Origin of the sequence: Bacteroides mucinivorans (assembly GCF_034654355.2) — a bacterium.
GTDB lineage: Bacteria > Bacteroidota > Bacteroidia > Bacteroidales > Bacteroidaceae > Bacteroides > Bacteroides nordii.
Genome location: NZ_CP178179.1, coordinates 4,947,344 through 4,969,974, shown reverse-complemented (window position 1 = coordinate 4,969,974; position 22,631 = coordinate 4,947,344). Strand labels below are relative to the sequence as shown.

18 protein-coding genes, 1 tRNA gene and 1 riboswitch are annotated in these 22,631 nt (G+C 41.9%); of the genes, 5 read left to right on the top strand and 14 right to left on the bottom strand.

All coding sequences use genetic code 11. The features are described 5' to 3' along the window. Positions 1-14: 14 nt before the first annotated feature. Positions 15-1,382 (bottom strand): DNA repair protein RadA, encoded by a 1,368-nt coding sequence (gene radA, locus VCM39_RS18925; RefSeq protein ID WP_263666178.1) that lies wholly within the window; start codon positions 1,380-1,382, stop codon positions 15-17. A 228-nt stretch (positions 1,383-1,610) separates the two neighbouring features. Continuing rightward, the gene (locus VCM39_RS18920; protein ID WP_289292602.1) at positions 1,611-2,648 is read right to left on the bottom strand and encodes an asparaginase; all 1,038 of its coding nucleotides are present in this window, start codon (positions 2,646-2,648) and stop codon (positions 1,611-1,613) included. A gap of 394 nt (positions 2,649-3,042) precedes the next feature. On the opposite strand from VCM39_RS18920, the gene thrA reads away from it, so the two are divergent. The 3 genes from thrA (at position 3,043) to thrC (ending at position 8,260) form a co-directional block, all read left to right on the top strand. Next, positions 3,043-5,478 (top strand): bifunctional aspartate kinase/homoserine dehydrogenase I, encoded by a 2,436-nt coding sequence (gene thrA, locus VCM39_RS18915; protein WP_234130624.1) that lies wholly within the window; start codon positions 3,043-3,045, stop codon positions 5,476-5,478. 100 nt (positions 5,479-5,578) lie between these two features. Beyond that, a complete protein-coding gene (locus VCM39_RS18910; protein ID WP_322933658.1) occupies positions 5,579-6,802 on the top strand; it encodes a cofactor-independent phosphoglycerate mutase in 1,224 nt (407 codons plus the stop codon). Between the two features lie 156 nt (positions 6,803-6,958). Next, a complete protein-coding gene (thrC, locus tag VCM39_RS18905) occupies positions 6,959-8,260 on the top strand; it encodes a threonine synthase (RefSeq protein ID WP_322933659.1) in 1,302 nt (433 codons plus the stop codon). A gap of 324 nt (positions 8,261-8,584) precedes the next feature. Here the strand turns inward: thrC and VCM39_RS18900 are convergent, their stop codons facing one another. The 3 genes from VCM39_RS18900 to VCM39_RS18890 form a co-directional block, all read right to left on the bottom strand. After that, the gene (locus VCM39_RS18900; RefSeq protein ID WP_322933660.1) at positions 8,585-9,193 is read right to left on the bottom strand and encodes a thiamine diphosphokinase; all 609 of its coding nucleotides are present in this window, start codon (positions 9,191-9,193) and stop codon (positions 8,585-8,587) included. 56 nt (positions 9,194-9,249) lie between these two features. Next, complete coding sequence (gene pnuC, locus VCM39_RS18895) at positions 9,250-9,816, bottom strand: nicotinamide riboside transporter PnuC (protein WP_322933661.1); 567 nt, start codon at positions 9,814-9,816, stop codon at positions 9,250-9,252. Between the two features lie 17 nt (positions 9,817-9,833). Beyond that, the gene (locus VCM39_RS18890) at positions 9,834-12,107 is read right to left on the bottom strand and encodes a TonB-dependent receptor (RefSeq protein WP_322933662.1); all 2,274 of its coding nucleotides are present in this window, start codon (positions 12,105-12,107) and stop codon (positions 9,834-9,836) included. Beyond that, positions 12,105-12,203: riboswitch (TPP riboswitch) on the bottom strand. It overlaps the preceding gene by 3 nt. 136 nt (positions 12,204-12,339) lie before the next feature. Here VCM39_RS18890 and VCM39_RS18885 point away from each other — a divergent pair. Together VCM39_RS18885 and VCM39_RS18880 are read left to right on the top strand one after the other, a co-directional pair. Continuing rightward, a complete protein-coding gene (locus VCM39_RS18885; RefSeq protein ID WP_322933663.1) occupies positions 12,340-13,242 on the top strand; it encodes a mechanosensitive ion channel family protein in 903 nt (300 codons plus the stop codon). A gap of 188 nt (positions 13,243-13,430) precedes the next feature. After that, a complete protein-coding gene (locus tag VCM39_RS18880) occupies positions 13,431-15,848 on the top strand; it encodes a glycoside hydrolase family 3 N-terminal domain-containing protein (protein WP_322933664.1) in 2,418 nt (805 codons plus the stop codon). 136 nt (positions 15,849-15,984) lie between these two features. On the opposite strand, the gene VCM39_RS18875 is transcribed toward VCM39_RS18880, so the two are convergent. The 9 genes from VCM39_RS18875 to VCM39_RS18835 form a co-directional block, all read right to left on the bottom strand. Next, complete coding sequence (locus tag VCM39_RS18875) at positions 15,985-16,224, bottom strand: hypothetical protein (RefSeq protein ID WP_002559183.1); 240 nt, start codon at positions 16,222-16,224, stop codon at positions 15,985-15,987. A 278-nt stretch (positions 16,225-16,502) separates the two neighbouring features. Beyond that, positions 16,503-17,858, bottom strand: coding sequence for an MATE family efflux transporter (locus VCM39_RS18870; RefSeq protein ID WP_289292608.1), 1,356 nt, complete (start codon positions 17,856-17,858; stop codon positions 16,503-16,505). Continuing rightward, the gene (locus VCM39_RS18865; protein WP_289292609.1) at positions 17,855-18,796 is read right to left on the bottom strand and encodes a lysophospholipid acyltransferase family protein; all 942 of its coding nucleotides are present in this window, start codon (positions 18,794-18,796) and stop codon (positions 17,855-17,857) included. Before VCM39_RS18865 ends, VCM39_RS18870 begins: the two co-directional genes overlap by 4 nt. Before the next feature lie 463 nt (positions 18,797-19,259). Further along, the gene (locus VCM39_RS18860; protein ID WP_289292610.1) at positions 19,260-19,385 is read right to left on the bottom strand and encodes a hypothetical protein; all 126 of its coding nucleotides are present in this window, start codon (positions 19,383-19,385) and stop codon (positions 19,260-19,262) included. A gap of 74 nt (positions 19,386-19,459) precedes the next feature. After that, a complete protein-coding gene (locus VCM39_RS18855; protein WP_289292611.1) occupies positions 19,460-19,726 on the bottom strand; it encodes a nucleotidyltransferase domain-containing protein in 267 nt (88 codons plus the stop codon). Next, the gene (locus tag VCM39_RS18850; RefSeq protein ID WP_322933665.1) at positions 19,723-20,103 is read right to left on the bottom strand and encodes a hypothetical protein; all 381 of its coding nucleotides are present in this window, start codon (positions 20,101-20,103) and stop codon (positions 19,723-19,725) included. Before VCM39_RS18850 ends, VCM39_RS18855 begins: the two co-directional genes overlap by 4 nt. Beyond that, complete coding sequence (locus VCM39_RS18845) at positions 20,100-20,777, bottom strand: hypothetical protein (protein ID WP_322933666.1); 678 nt, start codon at positions 20,775-20,777, stop codon at positions 20,100-20,102. The genes VCM39_RS18850 and VCM39_RS18845 overlap by 4 nt, the downstream gene beginning before the upstream one ends. 541 nt (positions 20,778-21,318) lie before the next feature. Next, positions 21,319-21,391, bottom strand: a tRNA-Lys gene (locus VCM39_RS18840). 93 nt (positions 21,392-21,484) lie between these two features. After that, positions 21,485-22,624, bottom strand: coding sequence for an AI-2E family transporter (locus VCM39_RS18835; protein WP_321029036.1), 1,140 nt, complete (start codon positions 22,622-22,624; stop codon positions 21,485-21,487). Positions 22,625-22,631 lie beyond the last annotated feature (7 nt).

Below are 22,631 nucleotides of genomic sequence, written 5' to 3'. Positions count from 1 at the left end.
TCCTCTGTGGTGAATCATCCGAATAGTGTCCTGAATGCTTCTTCCACCTTCCTTACCGGTACCAACTCTATCTTTATTTTCTTTGTATCAATTCCTTGCAGATTATGCTTAGGTAACAGGATGCGTTTAAATCCTAACTTTTCTGCTTCACCGATGCGTTGTTCGATCCGGTTTACCGGGCGTATTTCACCGGATAGTCCGATCTCACCGGCCATGCAAACTTCCGGTTCGATAGATGCATCCATGTTGGAGGAGAGGATAGCGCTGATAACGGCAAGATCAATGGCGGGATCATTCACTTTCAGTCCTCCGGCAATGTTGAGAAATACGTCTTTTTGTGCCAGTTTAAAGCCTACCCGTTTTTCGAGTACAGCCAACAGCATATTCATACGGCGAAGATCGAAACCTGTGGCAGAGCGTTGCGGGTTACCATATACGGCAGAGCTGACCAATGCCTGTGTTTCAATCAAAAATGGGCGTACCCCTTCGATGGCAGAGGCAATAGCTACACCGCTCATACCTTCGTGGTCTTGCGAAAGGAGCAATTCCGACGGGTTACTGACTTGTCGGAGCCCGTCTTGCCGCATTTCATAAATACCCAGTTCTGCTGTACTTCCAAAGCGGTTTTTAATACTTCGCAGGATACGATACATATAATGCTGATCGCCTTCAAACTGAAGTACGGCATCTACGATATGTTCCAGTACCTTTGGTCCGGCAATACTGCCTTCCTTGTTGATATGTCCGATAAGCAGTACCGGCGTATGTGTTTCTTTGGCAAAACGGAGAATGGATGCCGAACATTCACGTACCTGTGCAATGCTACCGGGAGAAGATTCGATATTCTCTGTAGAAATGGTTTGTATAGAGTCTATGATGACTAAATCGGGATTGGTATTTTTGATATGTACATAGATCTGCTCCAGAGAGGTTTCACACACGATGAGGCAATCACTGGAAGCAGTTGTCAGGCGATCGGCACGTAATTTTAATTGCCGGGCGCTCTCTTCGCCGGAGATATAAAGGACACGTCTTTCGGGCATACGCAGTACTGTTTGAAGTACAAGAGTCGATTTCCCGATGCCCGGTTCACCACCTATCAGTACCAGTGAACCCGGGACAAGACCACCCCCTAATACACGGTTTAACTCTTCGTCGTGCATGTCGATACGTGGCTCGTCATCTGCTTCTATTTCATTTAAAGTAATAGGTTTGGCTTTGGCTGTTTCTATGCCCGATACGGGGCGGCGGTTTGTCGGTTCTTTCCGGACTATCTCTTCTACATACGTGTTCCATTCGCCACACGAAGGACATTTTCCTACCCATTTGGGAGAGTCCTGTCCACAATTGCTGCATACATATACGGTTTTTTCTTTGGCCATTCTTTTTGTCCTTTACTTTATAAGATGGACAAAAGTAGTAAATTCACCACAGAGTAACGCAGAGTCTCACAGAGTTTTATTTAATATTAGTCATAAATTCACCATTGTTTTCACCACAGAGGACGCAAAGGACACAGAGTAATTAAAATCTTAACGGTTAGGGACTAATGATTCCAATACTTAAAGCTCTGTGTCCTTTGCGTCCTCTGTGGTGAAAACGGTGGTGAATTATAATGTAATCTCCCCCGCTATGGGGCGTGCCATTTGTTCCCGCACTTCTTCGGGGCTGTATCCGTGTCCCAGTAAGAACATCAGTTTGGTGACAGCGGATTCAGTGGTACTGTCGTATCCGCTGACAATGCCCGATTCCAACAAATGATAACCGGTTTCATATCGCTCCATTTCCACTGTTCCGGCACTGCATTGAGTGACGTTGACTATCACAATTCCTCGTGCACTTGCTTCACGCAGTAGGCGGAGGAACCATTGCTTACGGGGCGCATTGCCCGAACCATAGGTCTCTAATACCACGGCTCTTAATCCGTCGATGGTAAGTGTGGCTGCTACTACATTCTCATGTATGCCGGGAAAGAGTTTTAATACGGCAATGTTGGTGTCGAGCAAATAATGTGGTTTCAGTTCCTGTTTCTCCTGAATGGTATGGATAACAGAATAATTGTATTTGATATGTATTCCCACTTCTGCCAGTATCGGATAGTTGAAAGAACGGAAAGCATTGAAGTTTTCAGCATTCATTTTGGTAGTACGATTGCCCCGCATCAGATGATTTTCAAAGAAGATACATACTTCAGGGACAAGCGGATTACCATGTTTGTCCTGAGCAGCAGCTATTTCTATACTCGTCATCAGATTTTCCTTACCATCCGTACGCAGCACCCCGATAGGCAGTTGTGATCCTGTGAGAATGACCGGTTTACTTAGTCCCTCGAGCATGAAGCTCAATGCTGAGGCTGTGAAAGCCATTGTGTCCGTACCATGCAGGATAACAAAACCATTATACTGATCGTATGTATCGTAAATGATCCGTACTAACTTCCGCCATGCTTCGGGTTCCATGTCCGATGAATCCATTGGAGGATCAAACTGGTAAGAATCAATGCTGCAGTTTGATTTCTGAAGTTCGGGGACGTGCTTCTGCAACTGTTCAAAGTTGAAGTTCTCCAATGCTCCGGTTTCGGCATTTTCTATCATTCCAATCGTGCCACCGGTGTATATTAACAATACGGAAGTATTTGAAGGGTTCATAAGCGTATTTTATGCAATTGAATACTGCAAAGATAATTATATATCTTATATTTTATAACAAAATGTCAGAAAAGTGCAACGCGCTAATTTGCCACTGCTCCACAGAGAAAATCTTTTTATTAGAAAATTATCGCAAAAAGTGATAGATTGAATGTTTTTATTGTTACTTTTGCGACATCTTATCAAATAGTAACGAGAAACAATGACTATGATGAAGTACTATCCGCATACAGTCACATCCATGTGCACCATGACCCTTAGGGGTTGAGGGATAGTATTTGTGTTTCTACGTGAATCACGCTTACAGGAAGTAAGCAAATTCAAATTTAGTATTTTAGTTGTAAATAAACCATTGTTTCCGGAAAAGGAAGCATTGAAAATATAAAGTATCTGCATGAAAGTAATGAAATTCGGCGGAACATCCGTAGGTTCCGTGAACAGCATTTTAAGCGTAAAGAGAATAGTAGAGTCGGCCGGAGAACCGGTTATTGTAGTTGTTTCCGCATTGGGCGGCATTACCGATAAGTTGATTAATACCTCTAAAATGGCCGCTGTAGGTGATTCGGCCTACGAAGGTGAGTTCCGCGAAATTGTTTATCGCCACGTGGAGATGATTAAAGAAGTGGTTCCCGCAGGTGAATATCAGGCTTCGTTGCAACGTCAGGTAGGTGAACTGCTTAATGAGCTGAAAGATATTTTTCAGGGTATTTATCTGATAAAAGACCTTTCTGCAAAAACATCGGATACCATTGTAAGTTATGGCGAGCGCCTCTCTTCTATCATTGTAGCGCAGCTGATTGAAGGTGCCCAATGGTTTGACTCGCGCACTTTTATAAAGACAGAAAGAAAACATTCCAAACACACACTTGACACCGAACTGACGCACCAATTGGTGAAAGAAGCTTTCCGGGTGATTCCGCAAGTATCGCTGGTACCGGGATTCATTTCATCGGACAAGGTGACGGGGGATGTTACTAACCTTGGACGGGGTGGTTCGGATTATACAGCGGCCATCATTGCTGCTGCTCTGGATGCTGATAGCCTGGAGATATGGACCGATGTAGATGGATTCATGACAGCCGATCCACGTGTGATTTCTACCGCTTATACTATCAACGAACTGAGTTATGTGGAGGCTACCGAACTTTGTAACTTCGGTGCCAAAGTGGTATATCCGCCTACTATTTACCCGGTTTGTCATAAGAATATACCTATATTAATAAAGAATACATTCAATCCCGAAGGTACGGGCACGGTTATCAAACAGGAGGTTTCCGATCCGCAGACGAAAGCGATTAAAGGTATTTCTTCTATCAATGACACCAGCCTGATTACTGTGCAAGGTCTTGGTATGGTGGGTGTTATTGGTGTTAACTATCGTATCTTTAAGGCTCTGGCAAAGAATGGTATCAGCGTATTTCTTGTATCTCAGGCCTCTTCTGAGAACAGTACTTCTATCGGTGTACGTAATGCCGACGCCGATCTGGCTTGTGAGGTGTTGAATGAGGAGTTCGCCAAAGAGATAGAAATGGGTGAAATATCTCCTATTCAGGCAGAGAAAAATCTGGCTACTGTAGCAATTGTGGGTGAGAACATGAAACACACACCGGGTATTGCCGGTAAATTGTTCGGTACATTGGGACGTAATGGTATTAATGTGATAGCTTGTGCACAGGGAGCTTCGGAGACAAATATTTCATTTGTAGTTGACTCCAAATCATTGCGCAAATCATTGAATGTGATTCATGATTCATTCTTCCTGTCCGAATATCAGGTGCTGAATCTCTTTATCTGTGGTATTGGTACGGTAGGAGGTAGTCTGATAGAGCAGATCCGCTGTCAGCAGGAAAAGCTGAAAGTAGAAAACGGTTTGAAACTCCATGTGGTAGGTATTGCTGACGCTACGAAAGCCATGTTCAGCCGTCAGGGTTTTGACCTGGCTAATTACCGGGAAGAGTTGGAAGCGAAAGGTACCGAAAGTACGCTTGAGTCTCTTCGTGATGAGATTATCGGCATGAATATTTTCAATTCTGTATTTGTGGATTGTACTGCCAGTCCGGATGTAGCCTCGCTTTATAAAGATCTGTTGCTGCACAATGTGTCGGTAGTGGCTGCCAATAAGATTGCTGCTTCCTCCAAATACGAGAACTATCGCGAATTGAAGCAGATAGCCCGTCAGCGTGGTGTGAAATATCTGTTTGAGACGAACGTAGGGGCAGGACTTCCTATCATCAATACAATCAATGACCTGATTCATAGTGGCGACAAGATATTAAAGATTGAAGCTGTACTGAGTGGTACGCTGAACTATATATTCAATAAGATCAGTGCTGATATCCCATTTAGCCGTACGATAAAGATGGCACAGGAAGAGCGTTATTCCGAACCGGATCCACGTATCGACCTGAGTGGTAAAGATGTAATCCGTAAGTTAGTGATCTTAGCACGCGAAGCCGGGTATAGACTGGAGCAGGAAGATGTAGAGAAGAATCTTTTTGTCCCGAATGATTTCTTTGAAGGATCGTTGGATGATTTCTGGAAGCGTGTTCCGAGTCTGGATGCAGACTTTGAAGCCCGTCGTCAGGTATTGGAGAAAGAAAATAAACACTGGCGCTTTGTTGCTACGCTCGAAAACGGGAAGGCTTCTGTGGGCTTACAGGAAGTAGGGGCCAATCATCCGTTCTACGGACTGGAAGGCAGTAACAATATTATCCTGCTTACTACAGAGCGTTATAAAGAGTATCCGATGATGATTCAGGGATATGGTGCCGGTGCAGGTGTGACGGCAGCGGGAGTCTTTGCGGATATTATGAGTATAGCGAACGTTTAATTTAGTGGACAGTTGACAATTGACAATTGACAGTTGCTGCGCTTTGTTGCAGTTGGTTTGTTAATTGTCAATTGTCCACTGCCAATTGTCAATTAAGAAAATGAAGCATATCATTATATTAGGTGACGGCATGGCCGACTGGCCTGTAAAGTCATTGGGAGACAAGACGCTCCTGCAATATGCAAAAACGCCTTATATGGATAAACTCGCCCGTATGGGGCGTAATGGACGGTTGAAGACTGTAGCGGATGGTTTTCATCCTGGCAGTGAAGTAGCCAATATGTCGGTATTGGGATATGATCTTCCGAAGGTATATGAAGGACGCGGTCCGCTCGAGGCAGCAAGTATCGGTGTGGAACTTCAACCGGGAGAGATGGCGGTGCGTTGCAATATCATCTGTATTGAAGGGGATAATATAAAAAATCATTCCGCCGGACATATTTCTACTGAAGAAGCCGATGTGCTGATTCAATATCTGCAGGAACATTTAGGTAATGATCGCGTACGTTTCCATACCGGTGTTCAATATCGTCATCTGTTGGTCATCAAAGACGGAAATAAACAGCTGGATTGTACGCCGCCTCATGACGTACCTTTAAAGCCTTTTCGCCCATTGATGGTGAAACCGTTAGTGCCGGAAGCCCGGGAGACAGCAGATCTTATTAATGAACTGATCTTAAAATCGCAGGAGTTGCTGAAGAATCATCCGCTGAATCTGAAACGTATGGCCGAAGGCAAAGACCCTGCCAATAGTATCTGGCCCTGGAGCCCGGGATACCGTCCGCAAATGGATACTTTTTCCGATACTTTCCCTCAGGTGAAAAGAGGAGCTGTTATTTCGGCGGTCGATCTGATAAATGGAATCGGATACTATGCCGGACTTCGCCGCATTGCGGTGGAAGGAGCAACCGGACTCTATAATACGAATTATGAAAACAAAGTGGCAGCTGCACTGGAAGCATTGAAGACGGATGACTTCGTCTATCTCCATATCGAAGCCAGTGATGAGGCGGGGCATGAAGGAGATATTCCGTTGAAACTTCTTACAATTGAAAACCTGGATAGCCGTGCTGTTGGCCCTATCTATGAAGCTGTGAAGGATTGGGACGAACCGGTAGCCATTGCTGTATTGCCCGATCATCCTACCCCTTGCGAACTTCGTACCCATACCAACGAACCTATTCCGTTTCTTATCTGGTATCCGGGCATTACACCGGACGAAGTACAGACCTATGACGAAGTGGCCGCTTGTGACGGGGTGTACGGACTGATGAAGGCAGATGAATTTATTAACGAATTTATGGCACTACCCGTGAAGAGTTGACAATTGACAGTTGACAGTTGACAGTTGACAATTGACAGTTGACAGTTGACAATTGACAGTGGGCTTGCGCAATGGCACTGACGCTGCACAGCACTAATCACTTATCACTAATCACTCATCACTAACTCAGTATAAACCAAATTTAAAATACCACTTATGAAATATTACAGCACTAACCGCCAGGCTCCTGTTGCTACTCTTGAAGAAGCCGTAGTGAAGGGCTTGGCTGCCGATAAAGGGCTCTTTATGCCCGAAATGATTAAACCACTGCCTCAGGAGTTTTATGACACCATTGATACGCTTACTTTTCAGGAGATAGCCTATCGTGTAGCCGATGCTTTCTTTGGAGAAGACGTTCCGGCAGATACATTGAAACTGATTGTTTATGATACATTGAACTTTGATGTGCCGTTGGTACATGTGAAAGATAATATCTATTCACTCGAATTGTTCCACGGTCCTACGCTTGCCTTTAAAGATGTAGGTGGCCGCTTCATGGCACGTTTGCTGGGTTACTTTATCCGTAAAGAGGGCAAAAAGCAGGTGAATGTACTTGTGGCTACTTCCGGTGATACCGGTAGTGCGGTTGCCAATGGTTTCCTCGGAGTGGACGGTATTCATGTCTATGTGCTTTATCCCAAAGGGAAAGTCAGTGAAATACAGGAAAAGCAGTTTACTACCTTAGGACAGAATATTACCGCTCTCGAAGTGGATGGTACTTTTGATGATTGCCAGGCGCTTGTGAAGTCTGCCTTTATGGATAAGGAACTGAATGAACATATGCAACTGACCAGTGCCAACTCTATTAATGTGGCTCGTTTTCTGCCTCAGGCGTTCTATTATTTCTACGCTTATGCACAATTGAAGAAAGCCGGAAAGGCGGATAATGCCGTGATCTGTGTGCCCAGTGGTAACTTTGGCAATATCACAGCCGGACTCTTTGGCAAAAAGATGGGGTTACCCGTGAAACGCTTTATCGCTGCTAATAATAAGAATGATATTTTCTACCAGTATCTGCAAACGGGTAAGTATAATCCGCGTCCATCTGTTGCCACTATTGCAAATGCCATGGATGTGGGCGATCCGAGTAACTTTGCCCGTGTGCTCGATCTTTATGGTGGTTCGCATGCTGCCATTTCGGCTGAGATAACCGGGACAACTTATACCGATGAACAAATTCGTGAAACGGTAAAGAAAACGTATGAAGATACTCATTACCTACTCGATCCGCATGGAGCCTGTGGTTATCGTGCCCTCGAAGAGGGGCTGAAGCCCGGAGAAACCGGTGTGTTTCTTGAAACAGCACATCCGGCTAAGTTCCTGGATACGGTAGAAGGAATTGTTGGAGATAAAGTAGAGATTCCTGCTAAGCTGCAAGCCTTCATGAAAGGTGAGAAGAAGAGTTTGCCGATGACAAAAGAATTTGCTGATTTCAAGAATTATCTGCTTGCTCTTTAAAAACAAAGATGCCGGATGCATGAAAAGTACCTGAGTGAGATTCAAGGAAAGCCTTCAATAAAGTTATATTGTTTTACATTAGATACTCCCCCGGAGTCGCGTGTCTTGCTCGGCTCCGGGGAAGAGGGGGCTCGGCTCCGGGGAGGAACCCCTTCGGCACCGAGGAGAAAGCTGCTCGGCTCCGAGGAGAAAGTTGTTCTATTTATATATTGATAGTCAGCATATTACAGGTTCTCTTTTTGGCACTTCGGATAGTACGCAGGAAGTAATATTACACAACAACCTGCAATCATCGCTCGTCGTACTTCCCCGTGCGGGAAGCACTCAGAAGTTTATAAATACAAGGTATTTTCCTGTTGCATGAATACAAAATTCATATTCGGTGGTTTCATTTAAGGTACCCTGCCACCAATTACTGAAATCGCTTAGCGGATAGGCTAACCCTTCTCCCTGTAATCCCGTTGCTCCGAAGTTGAAAATAGAAACCTGTTGTCCCGGTTGCGAAGTGAATACCTGTGTGTTACAGGCAGGGATAAAAATACCATGATCTGTTATCATTTGCACCTGAAGCCCTTCCTGCATGTAGTCCATTAACAGGCTGATGTTACCCAACGTGTGATCTTCACGCTTGCCTGTAGCTCCTACAATGGCGATCTGCCGTTTTCCTTGTGCCTGCAAAAAACGGATGGCTTTGGTCTGGTCATTTGTCTCCTGATCCTTCACATGGTGGAAGATTCCGGCAAACCGTTCCCGATTCTCGGGAGAGAGCGAATCGCCGTCTCCGATAATAGCATCCGGGCGAAAACCCCGGCGAATGTACTCGTTGGCAGCGCCGTCACAGCAAACTACGTATGGAGCTTGTGATAATACATTCAGTGGATATGGATGTGAGGGGTAATCACCATTGCCGAGAATAACTGCTTCTGTTGTCATATTCATTTGTAAATAAGAGAGATGTAAAACGCATTCCGTACTTATTTCTGCCGGAGTTATGGTTTAGGCATCATTTTTTTCCATTTGAGGAAGCCAAAGATAGCGATTATTGAATAAAGTCCGTAGAGTCCGGAGGTGAAATACAAATCTTTGTAGATATAGAGGCCGCAGCATACCACGTCTACCAGTATCCATGCCCACCATTGTTCTACATATTTACGGGCAAGCATCCACATGCCGATGATACTCAGTGCGGTAGTAAATGAGTCGAGCCAGGGAACATTACTGTCGGTAAAGTTAATCAGTATCAAAGCGATACCTATGAAGGTGATAATGAATACAGCCATCAGAGCAGGAAGATACTTTAACGGAATATGAGTGATGGGTAACTCTGCTTTTTCGTGTGCCTTATTGCCGTACTTCCATACCAGCCAGCCATAAACCGCTGCGAGAAGATAATAGATATTGATACCAAAATCGGCGTATAGTCCGGCTCTGTAATACACAAAAACATAGATGGCAGGCATTATGATACCTGCTATCCACAGATAAATACTCGCCCGGTATTCTAACCAAAGATAGAGCAGCCCAATGAGGGTACCAATGATTTCGAGGTAGTTCATGGTTGTACTTGGTTTATTTAAAATCTAATTGCTATGTGTGCCAGTACATTAGTTCCTGCCATCGGATAAAAACGTGGGTCGTAAGAGAGGGCAGCTTTTTGATTCTTATCTCCTCCTTCATAAACAGCAGCATTCTGTGAGTATCCGTTGGTTTCGTACTTCGTGTTAAAGAGGTTGTAGATAGTGGCACCGACAGTGATTTGTTTAACAGAAGGCAGTTTGAAACTGTAAGCTAAACTAAGATGACTCACGAAAGATGGATCGAGTGAGTTCTCCTCTAAACCGAAATTGTCGAGATACTGACGGCTGACGTATTGTGATTGCAAGGATGCGTCGAAACCTTTATAATTAAAACCGATCAGGCTGTTTCCCATAAACGAAGGAGAAAAAGAAATGGGAGTATCCCCCGCATAAATAGCTGTTTGAGTATAAAGTTCATCCCAGTTGTCATCATAGTCACTCACATAACCGGTGTAATTCTTAATGCGGTTTTTACTCCATGTCCCGTTGATGTCCCAGCGTAGCCAGTCGGTGATACGGGCGCCTAAAGAGAGCTCTATTCCCATGCGGTAACTGTCTTTGACATTTTCTGCCATTGCTTCACCGATATCGTTTACTTTTCCATTTAGTACCAGTTGGTCGGTATAGTCCATATAATACAGGTTCACTCCGGCAGTGAACCAACTGTTGCGGAAAGTATATCCTAATTCATAATCTAACATCTTTTCCGGACGGGGAAGTTTTTCGAATAGTCCGTCGGTATAGTTATTACGTGTAGGTTCTTTCTGGGCTACGGCAAAAGAAGCGTAAGCGCTGTGGTATGGGTTGAATTGCCAGAATAAGCCGGCTTTAGGATTGAAGAAACTGAAGTGCTCGTTTACGTTCAGGCGTTGGAGATGTCCGGGTTCTGCAGTCCAATCCCATTTATCATTGTCTCCCGTTATCTTGTAATTGATGTAACGATATTGCAGGTCAGCATAAGCATGCAATCCTCCGGCTATTTGATAATTGGCTTTGGCATAGATGTTTCCGTCTGTCTTACTACCATTGTTGCGATAGTATTCGTGATCCGGATTCAGCGCTTCAGTATAATTCTTTACCCAGATTACTTTGCCATAATGATCGTTACTATAACGATTCAAGCCTCCACCCAGAGAGGCATTTAGCTTCTCGTTTTTATAATCAACAGAAAATACGCCGCCACCAAAGCCGCTGTCTACGAGCTTTTGGCGTACCAGATTGGTCTTAGTTTGCGCTTCTGTGTTTCCGGGAAGGTAGAATGGTTTTAGTCCGTACTCTTCCAGTGTCCGTCCATTCTTATACTCCTGGTAATATCCGAAACCATCTGTGTAATGCAGGGCAATGTTCAGATTCCATTCGGAAGAAAACAGGTGATTGAATATTAGCTGATAGTTCGTCTGATTATAATTATCCGTCTGGTCGTCATAAAATCCTATGGTGTTTCCTTTGTTCAGGTTGTCGTCTTTGATGGCCCCGTTTGGGTTATAGGTACGGTCAGTCTCCAATTGTTTCCGGCTGATACCGTCCCAGGCATGATAAGTTTTCTCTTTGCCACCAAAAGTGATAAACTTCAGGGTCGTATTTTCACCGTAATATCCTCCTTGCAGGAAGTACGACTTCAAATCTGATGTGGCACGGTCGCGATATCCGTCACTCTGTATATTCGACACGCGTGCATCAAAGGCCCAATGATTGCCTATCAACCCGGAACCTACGCTAACCGTCTCCTTATGTGTATTGAATGATCCGTAAGAACCGGAAACCTCGGCGTATGCTTTGGAAGGAATGCCGGCTGTACGCAAATTGATACTTGCGCCAAATGCTCCGGCGCCATTAGTCGATGTGCCTGCTCCGCGCTGGATTTGCATATCTTCGAGTGAAGAAGCCAGGTCGGGGGTATTCACCCAAAAGATGGAATGGCTCTCTGCATCGTTCATAGGAATGCCGTTGGCTGTAATATTGATACGCGTGGCGTCTGTACCGCGTACACGAATGCTGGTATAGCCTACTCCGCTTCCGGCATCCGATGTGGTAAGTACCGATGGGGTGGTCGTTAACAGAAAAGGCAGGTCAAGTCCGAAGTTCTGTTTTCGGATCTCTTTTTTAGAAATATTACTGTATGCCACCGGAGTTTTAGAAGTGGCACGGGTGGATACTACCTGTACCTCTTGCAGGTTGACTACTCTTAAACTATCTTTGGCGCTCGTTTGTGCAAAGATGTTGATGCTGGCTGCCATTAGAAAGGCAACAGCTAATAGATTCTTTTTCATTGTGTAATTTATTCGTTCTCTACGCCGGCATTACCCGGTTCAGGTTCTATGGGTATGTTCTCAGCCCGTCATGTTAAGGCACCCCTGTATTGTGAAATCGTTGGCAAAATTAGTGCTTTCGGATGAGGAAAGCAAAAAAAACTTTTATATTTACTTAAAACAAAGTAACTTTGTAACTTGTTATGATTGAAATTACAAACCTGGATTATTTACTCAAAATAAGAAACTAATTATGCTATTATTACAAATTACTCAGGCTGTAACCGATTCTCTGCAGGTTGCCGCCAATAATCTGGACCAGGCTATTGCTAATGCTGACGGTCTAGATAAAATATCTCTTATTACTCAACAGCTCATAGATGCCGGTGTGCGTGCCGGCGGAAGTATCCTGAAAGCGGTGCTTGTTTTTATCGTAGGACGCTTCCTTGTATCGATGCTGAACAAATTGGCTGCCCGGATGATGGACAAGCGGCATGTAGATGTAAGTATCAAGACATTTGTCAAGAGTCTTGTAAATATTCTGTTGACGATACTTCTGATTATTTCAGTTGTTGGTGCATTGGGTGTAGAAACTACCTCATTTGCAGCGTTACTGGCCTCTGCCGGTGTGGCTATCGGTATGGCATTATCCGGTAATCTTCAGAACTTTGCAGGGGGACTGGTGATTTTGTTATTTAAACCCTATAAGGTGGGTGACTGGATTGAGAGTCAGAACTTCTCGGGGACTGTCAGAGAAATACAGATATTTCATACCATTCTGACTACGGGAGATAATAAATTGGTTTACGTACCGAATGGTGCGTTGAGCAGTGGTGTAGTGACGAATTATAATACACAGGAAACCCGCCGTGTGGAATGGGTCGTTGGTGTGGATTATGGTGAAGATTATGATAAAGTAGACCGTGTGGTACGTGAAGTACTGGCTGCCGACAATCGTATATTGGATACTCCGGAGCCTTTTATTGCTCTTCATGCACTGGATGCAAGCAGTGTCAATATTGTGATCCGTGTATGGGTGAAAACCTCTGATTATTGGGGCGTTTACTTTGATATCAATAAGGCTATTTATAACACCTTCAACGAAAAGGGCATCAATTTTCCATTCCCGCAACTTACTGTACATCAGGGAAACTAAAGATAGTGAACGATAAAACCATGAACGGTGAATATCTGTGGATAACGCAGTTTGTTCACCGTTTGTTGCTTTATAACATGTGTGGGCGCACACAAAATGTAATATCTTGATTATAGGTGAATTGGAATTAATTATTATATTTGCAGCCTATCCGCCTTGCAGGCGGTCAAACTCTTATATAATGATATATGAAAAAATTACTTCTTTTAGTATGCATTGCTTGGGCTGGGCAGTGTGTTTCAGTTGTTTCTGCACAGTCGTCCTCCAAATCAATCTATAAAAAAGGGTGGATTGATTTTAATAAGAATGGTGTGAAAGATATCTTTGAAGACCCTTCGCAACCTGTTGAAAAACGAGTAAAGGATTTACTTTCACAGATGACGGTAGAAGAGAAAAGTTGTCAGCTTGCTACACTTTATGGCTTTGGGCGCGTTCTGAAAGACTCTTTGCCTACTCCTGCCTGGAAAGAAGCTATCTGGAAAGATGGTATTGCTAATATCGATGAGCAACTCAACGGAGTAGGAAGAGGTGCCAAACGGGTACCCCATCTTATTGTTCCTTTCTCCAATCATGTAAAGGCTATCAATGAAACCCAACGTTGGTTTATTGAAGAGACGCGTCTGGGTATTCCTGTTGATTTCTCTAATGAGGGTATTCATGGACTTAATCATACAAAAGCAACACCGCTTCCGGCTCCGATAGCAATTGGAAGTACCTGGAATGCAGAACTGGTACGTGAAGCGGGAGAAATTGTGGGTAAAGAAGCTCGCGTATTAGGATATACCAATGTATATGCGCCTATTCTTGATGTGGTGCGTGATCCGAGATGGGGGCGTACACTGGAATGTTATGGAGAAGATCCTTATCTTATTGGCGAACTGGGCGTGCAAATGGTAGATGGCATTCAGTCACAAGGAGTGGCAGCTACTCTGAAACACTTTGCTGTATACAGTAGTCCTAAAGGTGGTAGGGATGGAAACTGCCGGACCGACCCTCATGTAACTCCCCGTGAGTTGCACGAAATTTATCTGTATCCTTTTAAACATGTGATACAACAATCGCATCCGATGGGGGTGATGAGTAGTTATAATGATTGGAATGGGGAGCCGGTGACTTCAAGTTACTATTTCCTGACAAAGTTATTACGTGAAGAATATGGCTTTGACGGATACGTGGTGAGCGATAGTCAGGCAGTGGAATTTGTTCATACCAAACATCAGGTAGCCGAAGATTATGACGAAGCTGTACGACAGGTGTTGGAAGCGGGATTGAATGTGCGCACTCATTTTACACCTCCGGCTGATTTCATCTTGCCAATTCGTCGTTTGCTGGCAGAAAACAAGATATCAATGGCGACGATTGACAAACGTGTGAGTGAAGTGTTGGCAGTGAAGTTTCGTCTGGGATTATTTGATGCTCCTTACCGGGATAATCCGAAAGAGGCAGATGAAATGGCAGGTGCAGATAAGCATTTGGACTTTGTAAGGGAGATGCAACGTCAGTCTTTGGTCCTGCTTAAAAACGACGGACAACTGTTACCGTTAAATAAGAAAAAGATAAAGAAAGTATTGGTTACCGGACCGCTGGCAGATGAAGATAACTTTATGATTAGCCGCTATGGTCCGAACGGTTTGTCAACTATTACTGTACTTCAGGGTATCAAAGACTATTTGAAAGGAGATGCGGAAGTTGTCTACTCAAAAGGTTGTAATATAATAGATAAGGAATGGCCTGCAAGTGAAGTGTTGCCAGCAGTGCTTACAGCAGAGGAAGTGGCAGATATGGATAAGGCTGTTGCGGAAGCACAGTCTGCCGATGTGATCATTGCCGTGATGGGTGAAGACGAATACCGTGTAGGAGAGAGCCGCTCTCGTACTTCACTTGAGCTACCCGGACGTCAACGTGAACTTCTGCAAGCACTACATGCCACAGGAAAACCGATAGTACTGGTGCTTGTCAATGGTCAGCCACTTACTATCAATTGGGAAAATCAGAATTTACCGGCTATCCTTGAGACCTGGTTCCCGAGTTTCCAGGGTGGGAAGATTATTGCAGAAACGCTGTTTGGTGATTATAATCCGGGAGGTAAACTGACCGTTACTTTTCCGAAATCAGTGGGACAGATTGAATTAAACTTTCCGTTTAAGAAAGGATCGCATGGTACTCAACCTTCATCTGGTCCCAATGGTAGCGGAAGTACACGGGTACTGGGGGCTTTGTATCCTTTCGGTTATGGACTTAGCTATACAACTTTTGCTTACAGTAATCTTGAAGTGACAGCTCCTGCCAAAGGGACACAGGGTGAAGTACAGGTCTCTTTTGATGTTACCAACACAGGGAAATATGCAGGAGAGGAAGTGGCGCAGCTTTATGTACGTGATTTGGTTAGTAGTGTAGTGACCTATGATTCGCGTTTGCGTGGTTTCCAACGTGTTTTATTGCAACCCAATGAAACGAAACGTATGCATTTCACCCTGAAACCCGCGGATTTGGAATTACTTGACCGGAATATGGAGTGGACAGTTGAACCGGGTACATTTGAAGTACGCGTGGGAGCCAGCTCGGAAGATATCCGTCTTAAAAAGAAGTTTACGCTCATCGAGTAATAAAAACGGATGATATAGGATATGAAAAAACAACGTCACGAAGATTATGGCAATCTTCGTGACGCTGTTTTTTATTGAGTGTATAAAGTTTTTTAAAGACTCTTTTTCTTTATATGTACTGATATTTTTTATTAAGTTAGCATACTCCAAATTCTTCTTCTATCTCTTCGGCTGTATCTGTGATACCCAGGAGATGGTTCATCTTTTTCCGTTTATCCAGGTCTGTAAAATAGGTTTCCACTACTTTGTACAAGTCGAAACAAGAAGTTGACCCTGCTGCCATGTCGAGAGACTCTACCATCTTTTCTACAGCCTGATGGATTTTTGCTTTATCAATCAGGTGTAGCTCGTTACTGTGAATTAGATATTTTTCCATAACCGCAATGTTTTTAATGTTTATATTGTTATAACATACCAGCAATGAAGAAAGTTCAGTTCATCGGGGGTAATGTATCACCAGGTAAATGGGTTGATTCATCGGTCTCATATGTGCTATTCTCACGGATTATTACAGGGAGAAAATAGGTATTTAAACAAAGTTATTAACAGGGTAATTTGTTGATTATCCGATTCTTTTATCTGTTATTCATACTTTATGAACAATAATAATGAGTTAGGTTGTGAATAACTTGGATAAGCTGTTAATAAAGTTGGTTAAATGGTTGTTATTATACCTTCTTTCAAACGTCTGTTTTTCGTATATCTCAAATACCAGATGCATATCAGTAAAGACACAACTGTTGATATAGGTGGTGCAAATCCCATAATATATAATGAGGAACTATCTATTTGACTGAACCAGTATGAGAGTGGGATACGAAACAGAAAAGTGGCTATCAAACTATGAATCATAGGGAATATTGAGTTTCCTTGTCCGCTGAAGTAAGAATTGATACAGAACACGAAACTAACGATGACGCAGTCGATACTATATCCCTTCAGATACTCAGCAGCCATTGCTACTACCATAGGGTCTTTGGTGAAAAATACCGTAAGTGTTTCTGGCAGGAATTGCGAATATAGGCAAACTGTAACTCCGAAGATAAGAGCGAACCCTATCCCGGAGAGAAGACATTGATTCATTCTCTGTACAAGTCCGGCACCATAATTTTGTGCTGTCATCGTTGCCACTGCAGATGATATGGCCATTGGAGGTAACATTGCGAATACGATGATTTTTTCGACAACACCCAGAGATGCAGATGCAATAACACCCATTTGATTTACGATAACAGTAATTAATAGGAATGAGATATTGATGAGGGCATCCTGCAATGCAATGGGAGCCCCTAGCGTCAGAGCTCTCTTCGATAAACTTCTGTTTAGACGGATATCGCGTCGTGTAAACTCAAAATGAAACCCTCTTCGGTAAAGGAACCAAAGTGCAGTGGTAAAACTGACTCCTTGTGCCGTTACGGTGGCAATGGCTGCTCCAGTAGCTCCAAGATGGAAATATCCGACTAATATAAAGTCGAGAACAATATTGATAACACACGCCAATGCTACGAAATAAAGTGGAGTTTTTGAATCGCCTAAACCACGTAGGATACCACATACAACGTTGTATCCCACAATAAACAGAATGCCGGTTGAGCAGACCAGAATATAACTTTTCGTATCAGACATCGCTTCGGGTGGAGTATGCATCCATTCGGTTATCTGACTGTGGTAAAGTGTCATTACCAGGGTTAGTACAATTCCTATAATTGAGAATAACCACACAGATGACCCGATTGTGGAAGCTACCTGCCGGTTGTCTTTTGAGCCGGTTGCTATAGCGATCAGTACAGTAGTGCCTGTTGTAATGCCGAGGATAATTCCCGTAATGGTCTGCATTACCTGACTGCCGATAGCTACGGCTGCTACACTTGCCGAATTATCATATTGGCCCACAACAAAGAGATCGGCCCCTCCATAGAGTGCCTGTAATATATTTGCTATTAGAAAAGGTACTGCAAATTGTAATAGTACTTTAGGTACGTTACCTTGTGTCAGATTTAACTTTTTCATCGAACGTTTTCTTTTTTATGTATAATTCTTTTGTACCAGACCATAATTTCTTCCCGGGTACGTATCCATCTGTCATGTGTCCACAACCAGTATGATGGAGCTTTATGTATGGATTGTTCCAGTTTGCTCATAAATAAGTCGGTTACTTCATAGTCAGCATATTGCTGTATGTCGTCTATCATACGACTGATTTTGCATCGGTAATATCCCCTTTTGATGCGCTCCATCTCTGCATAAAAGATGAGTGCGTCCACATGTTTTCCCATTTGTTCGGCACCGGTAACTACCGGGGTTTCCCACTGGAAGAAGTTACTCCAATGGTACTTTCCACTCCATAGTGGCGCCTGATCGGATACAAAAGCAATTATTGCTTTTCGGGAATTTTCTTTTAATTCAATGATTCGGTGGATAGTTTCTTTTATTGTGATATTTTTCCCACCCAACCGACTCCGTAGTTTTAGGAGTATCTTATCAAACACCTTGTTTTTCAATGGATAATAGATATATCCGTTGAATATCTGTGAGTTTTGTTTATGAACTTGGGTTGCAAGTAGTGATAACCATTCCCAGTTGCCATAATGACCCATATAGAGAAAAGCGAAATTCTTGTTTTCATTTTTCAGTTCATTTACCATTTCAGGGAGTCCTTCAAAGAGCATACGTTTACTTATTCTTTTCTCTGAAATGGAGCATAGCTTGATAGTCTCAACAAACTGATCGCATAGAAAGGCATAGAACTCTTTTTCTATAGTAAGAATTTCGTGCTTATCCTTATGAGGAAAAGATATACAAAGATTGTTACGAACGATTTTTCTCTTGTATTTAAGAAGATGGTAGAGTAGAACGTAAAAAATGTCGGATATCCGATATAAGGCCCAGAAGGGAAGTAAGGATATCACATAGCAGATCAGATATACCGTTGAGTACAAGATATTCATAATTCTATATATTTAGATGGTTATACATAAAGTGGTATGGAGCAGGATTTAGTGTTTCCACGACCACTATTTTGATAAATACAAAATCTGGTTTTGCTAGCTTTGTCTTTTTTTTATTTACTATTTCCATATCTTTTCAATATTTAATTTCCACTCTGGCTCGTTCTTTGATAAAGAAAGTGCCGGATAAAATGAATGATTTTTCTACCATTCATCTTATCCGGCACTATAGTTGTACATAATGCCCTCCGATGAGGAATTATATGTTTATTCTTGTTTTGCGGTGCAAAGTTGGGCATTGTTTCTGTGACGACCAAATTCCGAAGTACCTTTTTTAGTCTTTTTTAGTGATTACACTTCTACTACTATACTCTGTATCTTGTTTGATTAGGATACGGAGTATAACAGAACTTGTAAACGACAGAGAGAGTTCTCACTCAAACATACTGCATTTCATCAGGTTTTAAAAGGCCTCTGTTCCTGCTAATGAAAAGAAATCAAGAGAGCCACTTACAGAACCATCTCTTAACCAAACAATATTACTTCCACGAAATTCGGTATTGGGTAATTCGGGAATCTCAGAAAGCATACCCTATTGCCCCATACATACTTTATGTAATATTCTGCCCGAGATTGCCGACAAACCGCGTGTTATAGGTAGTTTTAAATCTTTTGATGTTTAGCATTTGATAGAAATTCAACTTCAATTTCTTCTTCTTTTGAAAGAAGGATTGTGTCAATTTCTAGCGGTGTAGACTTAGACAGATTTTCAATCAATTTGTGCCGATATTGAATAGCGTCTTGTGGGCTAATAAATTTTTTGTCATAGATTATTGCAATATCAATATCAGACGGATTCTCTGAGTATAAAACCGATCCAAAAAGGTAGTGGTCAAAGTGTTTTTGAGGGGGGATACTTAATTTAATCATCTTTCCTTTCGTATATAATCAATAAAAGCATTGCCGCTATAATGGATAGCTCCAAAGAACTCTCTATAGTTAAATAAACCTACATTCATTGATTTGGCCAATTCTTTGGCTTCATTTGAATACCGATTATAAAATCCAATTAGGACAATACAATCTATATCATGCAAATTAGAACTGATTTCAAGTATATCAGCTTCGCCTGCAATGTAGATATCAGCTACTAAAACCTTAATATCTGGTTTATTGTCGGTTCTGCTTATTAGATACATGTTGTTTCCTAAATCAGTAATACATCTTACTGCTGAATGCCCATTCATACCATTCTTAAAAAAGGTTTTACTTGATGGAGCGACTTTTTCTATGTTTTTTTCTCTCATTGAAATATATTTTCAAAGTCAATTGGAAAGGTCGGAACTGTAGAGTTTACATCTCCGGAAATTTTATTGTACTCAAAACCTGCTCTATGCAATTTAAATTCTATAAATAAGCTGAATTCATTATCGCTTAAAAGTTCTTGATTCTGTTCAACTGTTGACTCTATTTTTCTATTATTTGGTAATAACTTTTGTATCGATAGCTTTTCCCACATTAATTCGGTTTCCATCTGCTTCGTTTTCGCATTTTCAGAGTGAGGGCCATACCTGTCAAATATTGCCTTATTCTCTGCGAATAATAGTCTTAGGTATTTTGCTGCTTCTTCTCGTGAATCAAATTTGGGTGCATGGAAAAGATTTTTAATACTTTCCATATGGTTCTTTTTCCATTGTTTTATAGTATCGCTAGGGAATAACTGTGGTTTTTTGTCAATAGTTGTGTGGCAAGTTGGACATAAGAGTATTATATTTTCAAATTCATCCCGTTGGCTTATTGGTAAATTATATTTGCCTCTTGGTCCATTTTTTCTTTGTCCTATAATATGTGCAAGCTCTTCTATATTTGTTATTTCTCCACTTTCAAAAAATGGGAATAGGTCTGCATGACAATCTGGTTTGCCACAGTATCCTCCTGAGGAGGCCCATAATTTTCTTTTAACTTCTGTATTTATGCTCATGTTGAAAAATATACATAATTTCGAGACTGGTGCAATAAGTTATCTAAGATATGCAATATACAGTAAGAATAACATAACACCACCATCCGCAAAAGTAACAATTATTTGTGAAACAGTCTAATTAACTCCTGTATATCTGTTTTTCTTCTTGCGTCGGAAATTTGCCGTTCCTGGATGTTGAGTTGATTGGAGACACTTCCGTTCTTCATGGCATTGTAGTATTCAAAAGATTTGGTTTAGTTCTCGTTTGTAGTTGAATAGTTTGTTAAATCTTTGTTTTGCCTGTTGGAATAGGTTCTTTCTATTGTGATATATTTGTTCTGTAGGGTAGATTATTGGTTTCAGATACCGTAAATACTTTATGTATGAATTATGTTCGCAGTTGCATACAGTCTGGAGATTGTTCAATTAAATTTTAGTCCCACGATTTATCCACCGATAATATGCTTGAAACGGCTATTTTCTGCTACCTGCCAGAAAAAAGAAATCCCTGATAATGTCTGATTATCAGGGATTTGCTTGATTCTTCTTCTGTTTTCAGTGATCCGCCTGGGGCTCGAACCCAGGACCCCAACATTAAAAGTGTTGTGCTCTACCTGCTGAGCTAGCGAATCAATCCTTATTGCAAATCAGTTATTTCCTGATTGCGGGTGCAAAGGTAGTGACTTTTTTTATATTTGCAAGTAAAAGCTATAAAAAAGTTTGTACTATTTTTTATCTTTTCCTCCACGTTGCTGATCCTCAGTGTATTCCAGGTTTGAATCACTTATCCTTTCTCTGTTAATAATGAAACGTTGATAATAGGAGAGCATCAATGTTGTTAATGGGAGTGCTATAATCATACCTAACATTCCCATCAATGATCCCCAAATAGAAAGTGAGAGTAAAATAATAGCTGGATTTAATCCGGTTATTTTTCCCATAATTTTGGGGACAATCAATGTATCCTGGATAATTTGAACAACAATAAAGACAGCTGAGGCTGAGGCAATGATGATCCAGAAATTCTGTCCGGTGTCAGCCGCTTTAAGAATAGCTAACATAATAGTAGGCAGGAAACCAATAATCTGAAGATAAGGCACCATATTTAATGCACCAATAAATAACCCTAATCCGATAGCCATTGGAAAATCTATAATGAGAAAACCGATACTGAATAATATACCTACACAGAGAGCGACGAGAGCCTGTCCACGGAAATAAGTATTCATGCCATTCTGAACATCTTTAATCAGATTAGTAGTGAAAGTACGATATTTGGCAGGTAACAAGTGTATCCAGCCTTCGGCAATTGACTCGTAATCCAATAGGATAAATACTACATATAATAAGATTATAAAAGACGCCAGAATGCTGAATAAGAAGTTTATAGATTCAGATAATAACATCCAAAGCTTAGGCACTGTACTTTTTACAGCATTAACTATGTTTTCTTCGCTGAGAATACGGCTCAAGGCATTCATATCTATATTTTCCTGAATAAAATCAGCAAGGCTTTTCGGTACATTTGAATTGTCGGCTATACCGTGGGTGAAGTAAATAACCAAAAGATCCTTCACCTTTCCAAATTCTTCTAACAGTGGAGGTACCAGAAAGTAAAAAGCGGTAACTCCAACTACTGTAATGGAGAATAACGCACAAAAGATAGAAAGTACCCGGCTTTTTAAACGTAACCTGTATTGGAAGAGTTTAACCAGCGGATAAATCATATAGGCAATGAGCCATGCCAAAAAGAAAGGTAACAATACTCCGCTCAGCCTTTCGACCAGCATTAATACTCCAACAATAAGAATACAACAGATTGAACCACGTATAAAGCTGTCGAATGTTATTTTCTTCCTTTCCATATTTATT

Excerpts from the sequence above, each read along its gene's own strand:
- radA (WP_263666178.1), bottom strand. The coding sequence starts at position 1,382 with ATGGCCAAAGAAAAAACCGTATATGTATGCAGCAATTGTGGACAGGAC.
- VCM39_RS18920 (WP_289292602.1), bottom strand. The coding sequence starts at position 2,648 with ATGAACCCTTCAAATACTTCCGTATTGTTAATATACACCGGTGGCACG.
- thrA (WP_234130624.1), top strand. The coding sequence starts at position 3,043 with ATGAAAGTAATGAAATTCGGCGGAACATCCGTAGGTTCCGTGAACAGC.
- VCM39_RS18910 (WP_322933658.1), top strand. The coding sequence starts at position 5,579 with ATGAAGCATATCATTATATTAGGTGACGGCATGGCCGACTGGCCTGTA.
- thrC (WP_322933659.1), top strand. The coding sequence starts at position 6,959 with ATGAAATATTACAGCACTAACCGCCAGGCTCCTGTTGCTACTCTTGAA.
- VCM39_RS18900 (WP_322933660.1), bottom strand. The coding sequence starts at position 9,193 with ATGACAACAGAAGCAGTTATTCTCGGCAATGGTGATTACCCCTCACAT.
- pnuC (WP_322933661.1), bottom strand. The coding sequence starts at position 9,816 with ATGAACTACCTCGAAATCATTGGTACCCTCATTGGGCTGCTCTATCTT.
- VCM39_RS18890 (WP_322933662.1), bottom strand. The coding sequence starts at position 12,107 with ATGAAAAAGAATCTATTAGCTGTTGCCTTTCTAATGGCAGCCAGCATC.
- VCM39_RS18885 (WP_322933663.1), top strand. The coding sequence starts at position 12,340 with ATGCTATTATTACAAATTACTCAGGCTGTAACCGATTCTCTGCAGGTT.
- VCM39_RS18880 (WP_322933664.1), top strand. The coding sequence starts at position 13,431 with ATGAAAAAATTACTTCTTTTAGTATGCATTGCTTGGGCTGGGCAGTGT.
- VCM39_RS18875 (WP_002559183.1), bottom strand. The coding sequence starts at position 16,224 with ATGGAAAAATATCTAATTCACAGTAACGAGCTACACCTGATTGATAAA.
- VCM39_RS18870 (WP_289292608.1), bottom strand. The coding sequence starts at position 17,858 with ATGAAAAAGTTAAATCTGACACAAGGTAACGTACCTAAAGTACTATTA.
- VCM39_RS18865 (WP_289292609.1), bottom strand. The coding sequence starts at position 18,796 with ATGAATATCTTGTACTCAACGGTATATCTGATCTGCTATGTGATATCC.
- VCM39_RS18860 (WP_289292610.1), bottom strand. The coding sequence starts at position 19,385 with ATGCTTTCTGAGATTCCCGAATTACCCAATACCGAATTTCGTGGAAGT.
- VCM39_RS18855 (WP_289292611.1), bottom strand. The coding sequence starts at position 19,726 with ATGATTAAATTAAGTATCCCCCCTCAAAAACACTTTGACCACTACCTT.
- VCM39_RS18850 (WP_322933665.1), bottom strand. The coding sequence starts at position 20,103 with ATGAGAGAAAAAAACATAGAAAAAGTCGCTCCATCAAGTAAAACCTTT.
- VCM39_RS18845 (WP_322933666.1), bottom strand. The coding sequence starts at position 20,777 with ATGAGCATAAATACAGAAGTTAAAAGAAAATTATGGGCCTCCTCAGGA.
- VCM39_RS18835 (WP_321029036.1), bottom strand. The coding sequence starts at position 22,624 with ATGGAAAGGAAGAAAATAACATTCGACAGCTTTATACGTGGTTCAATC.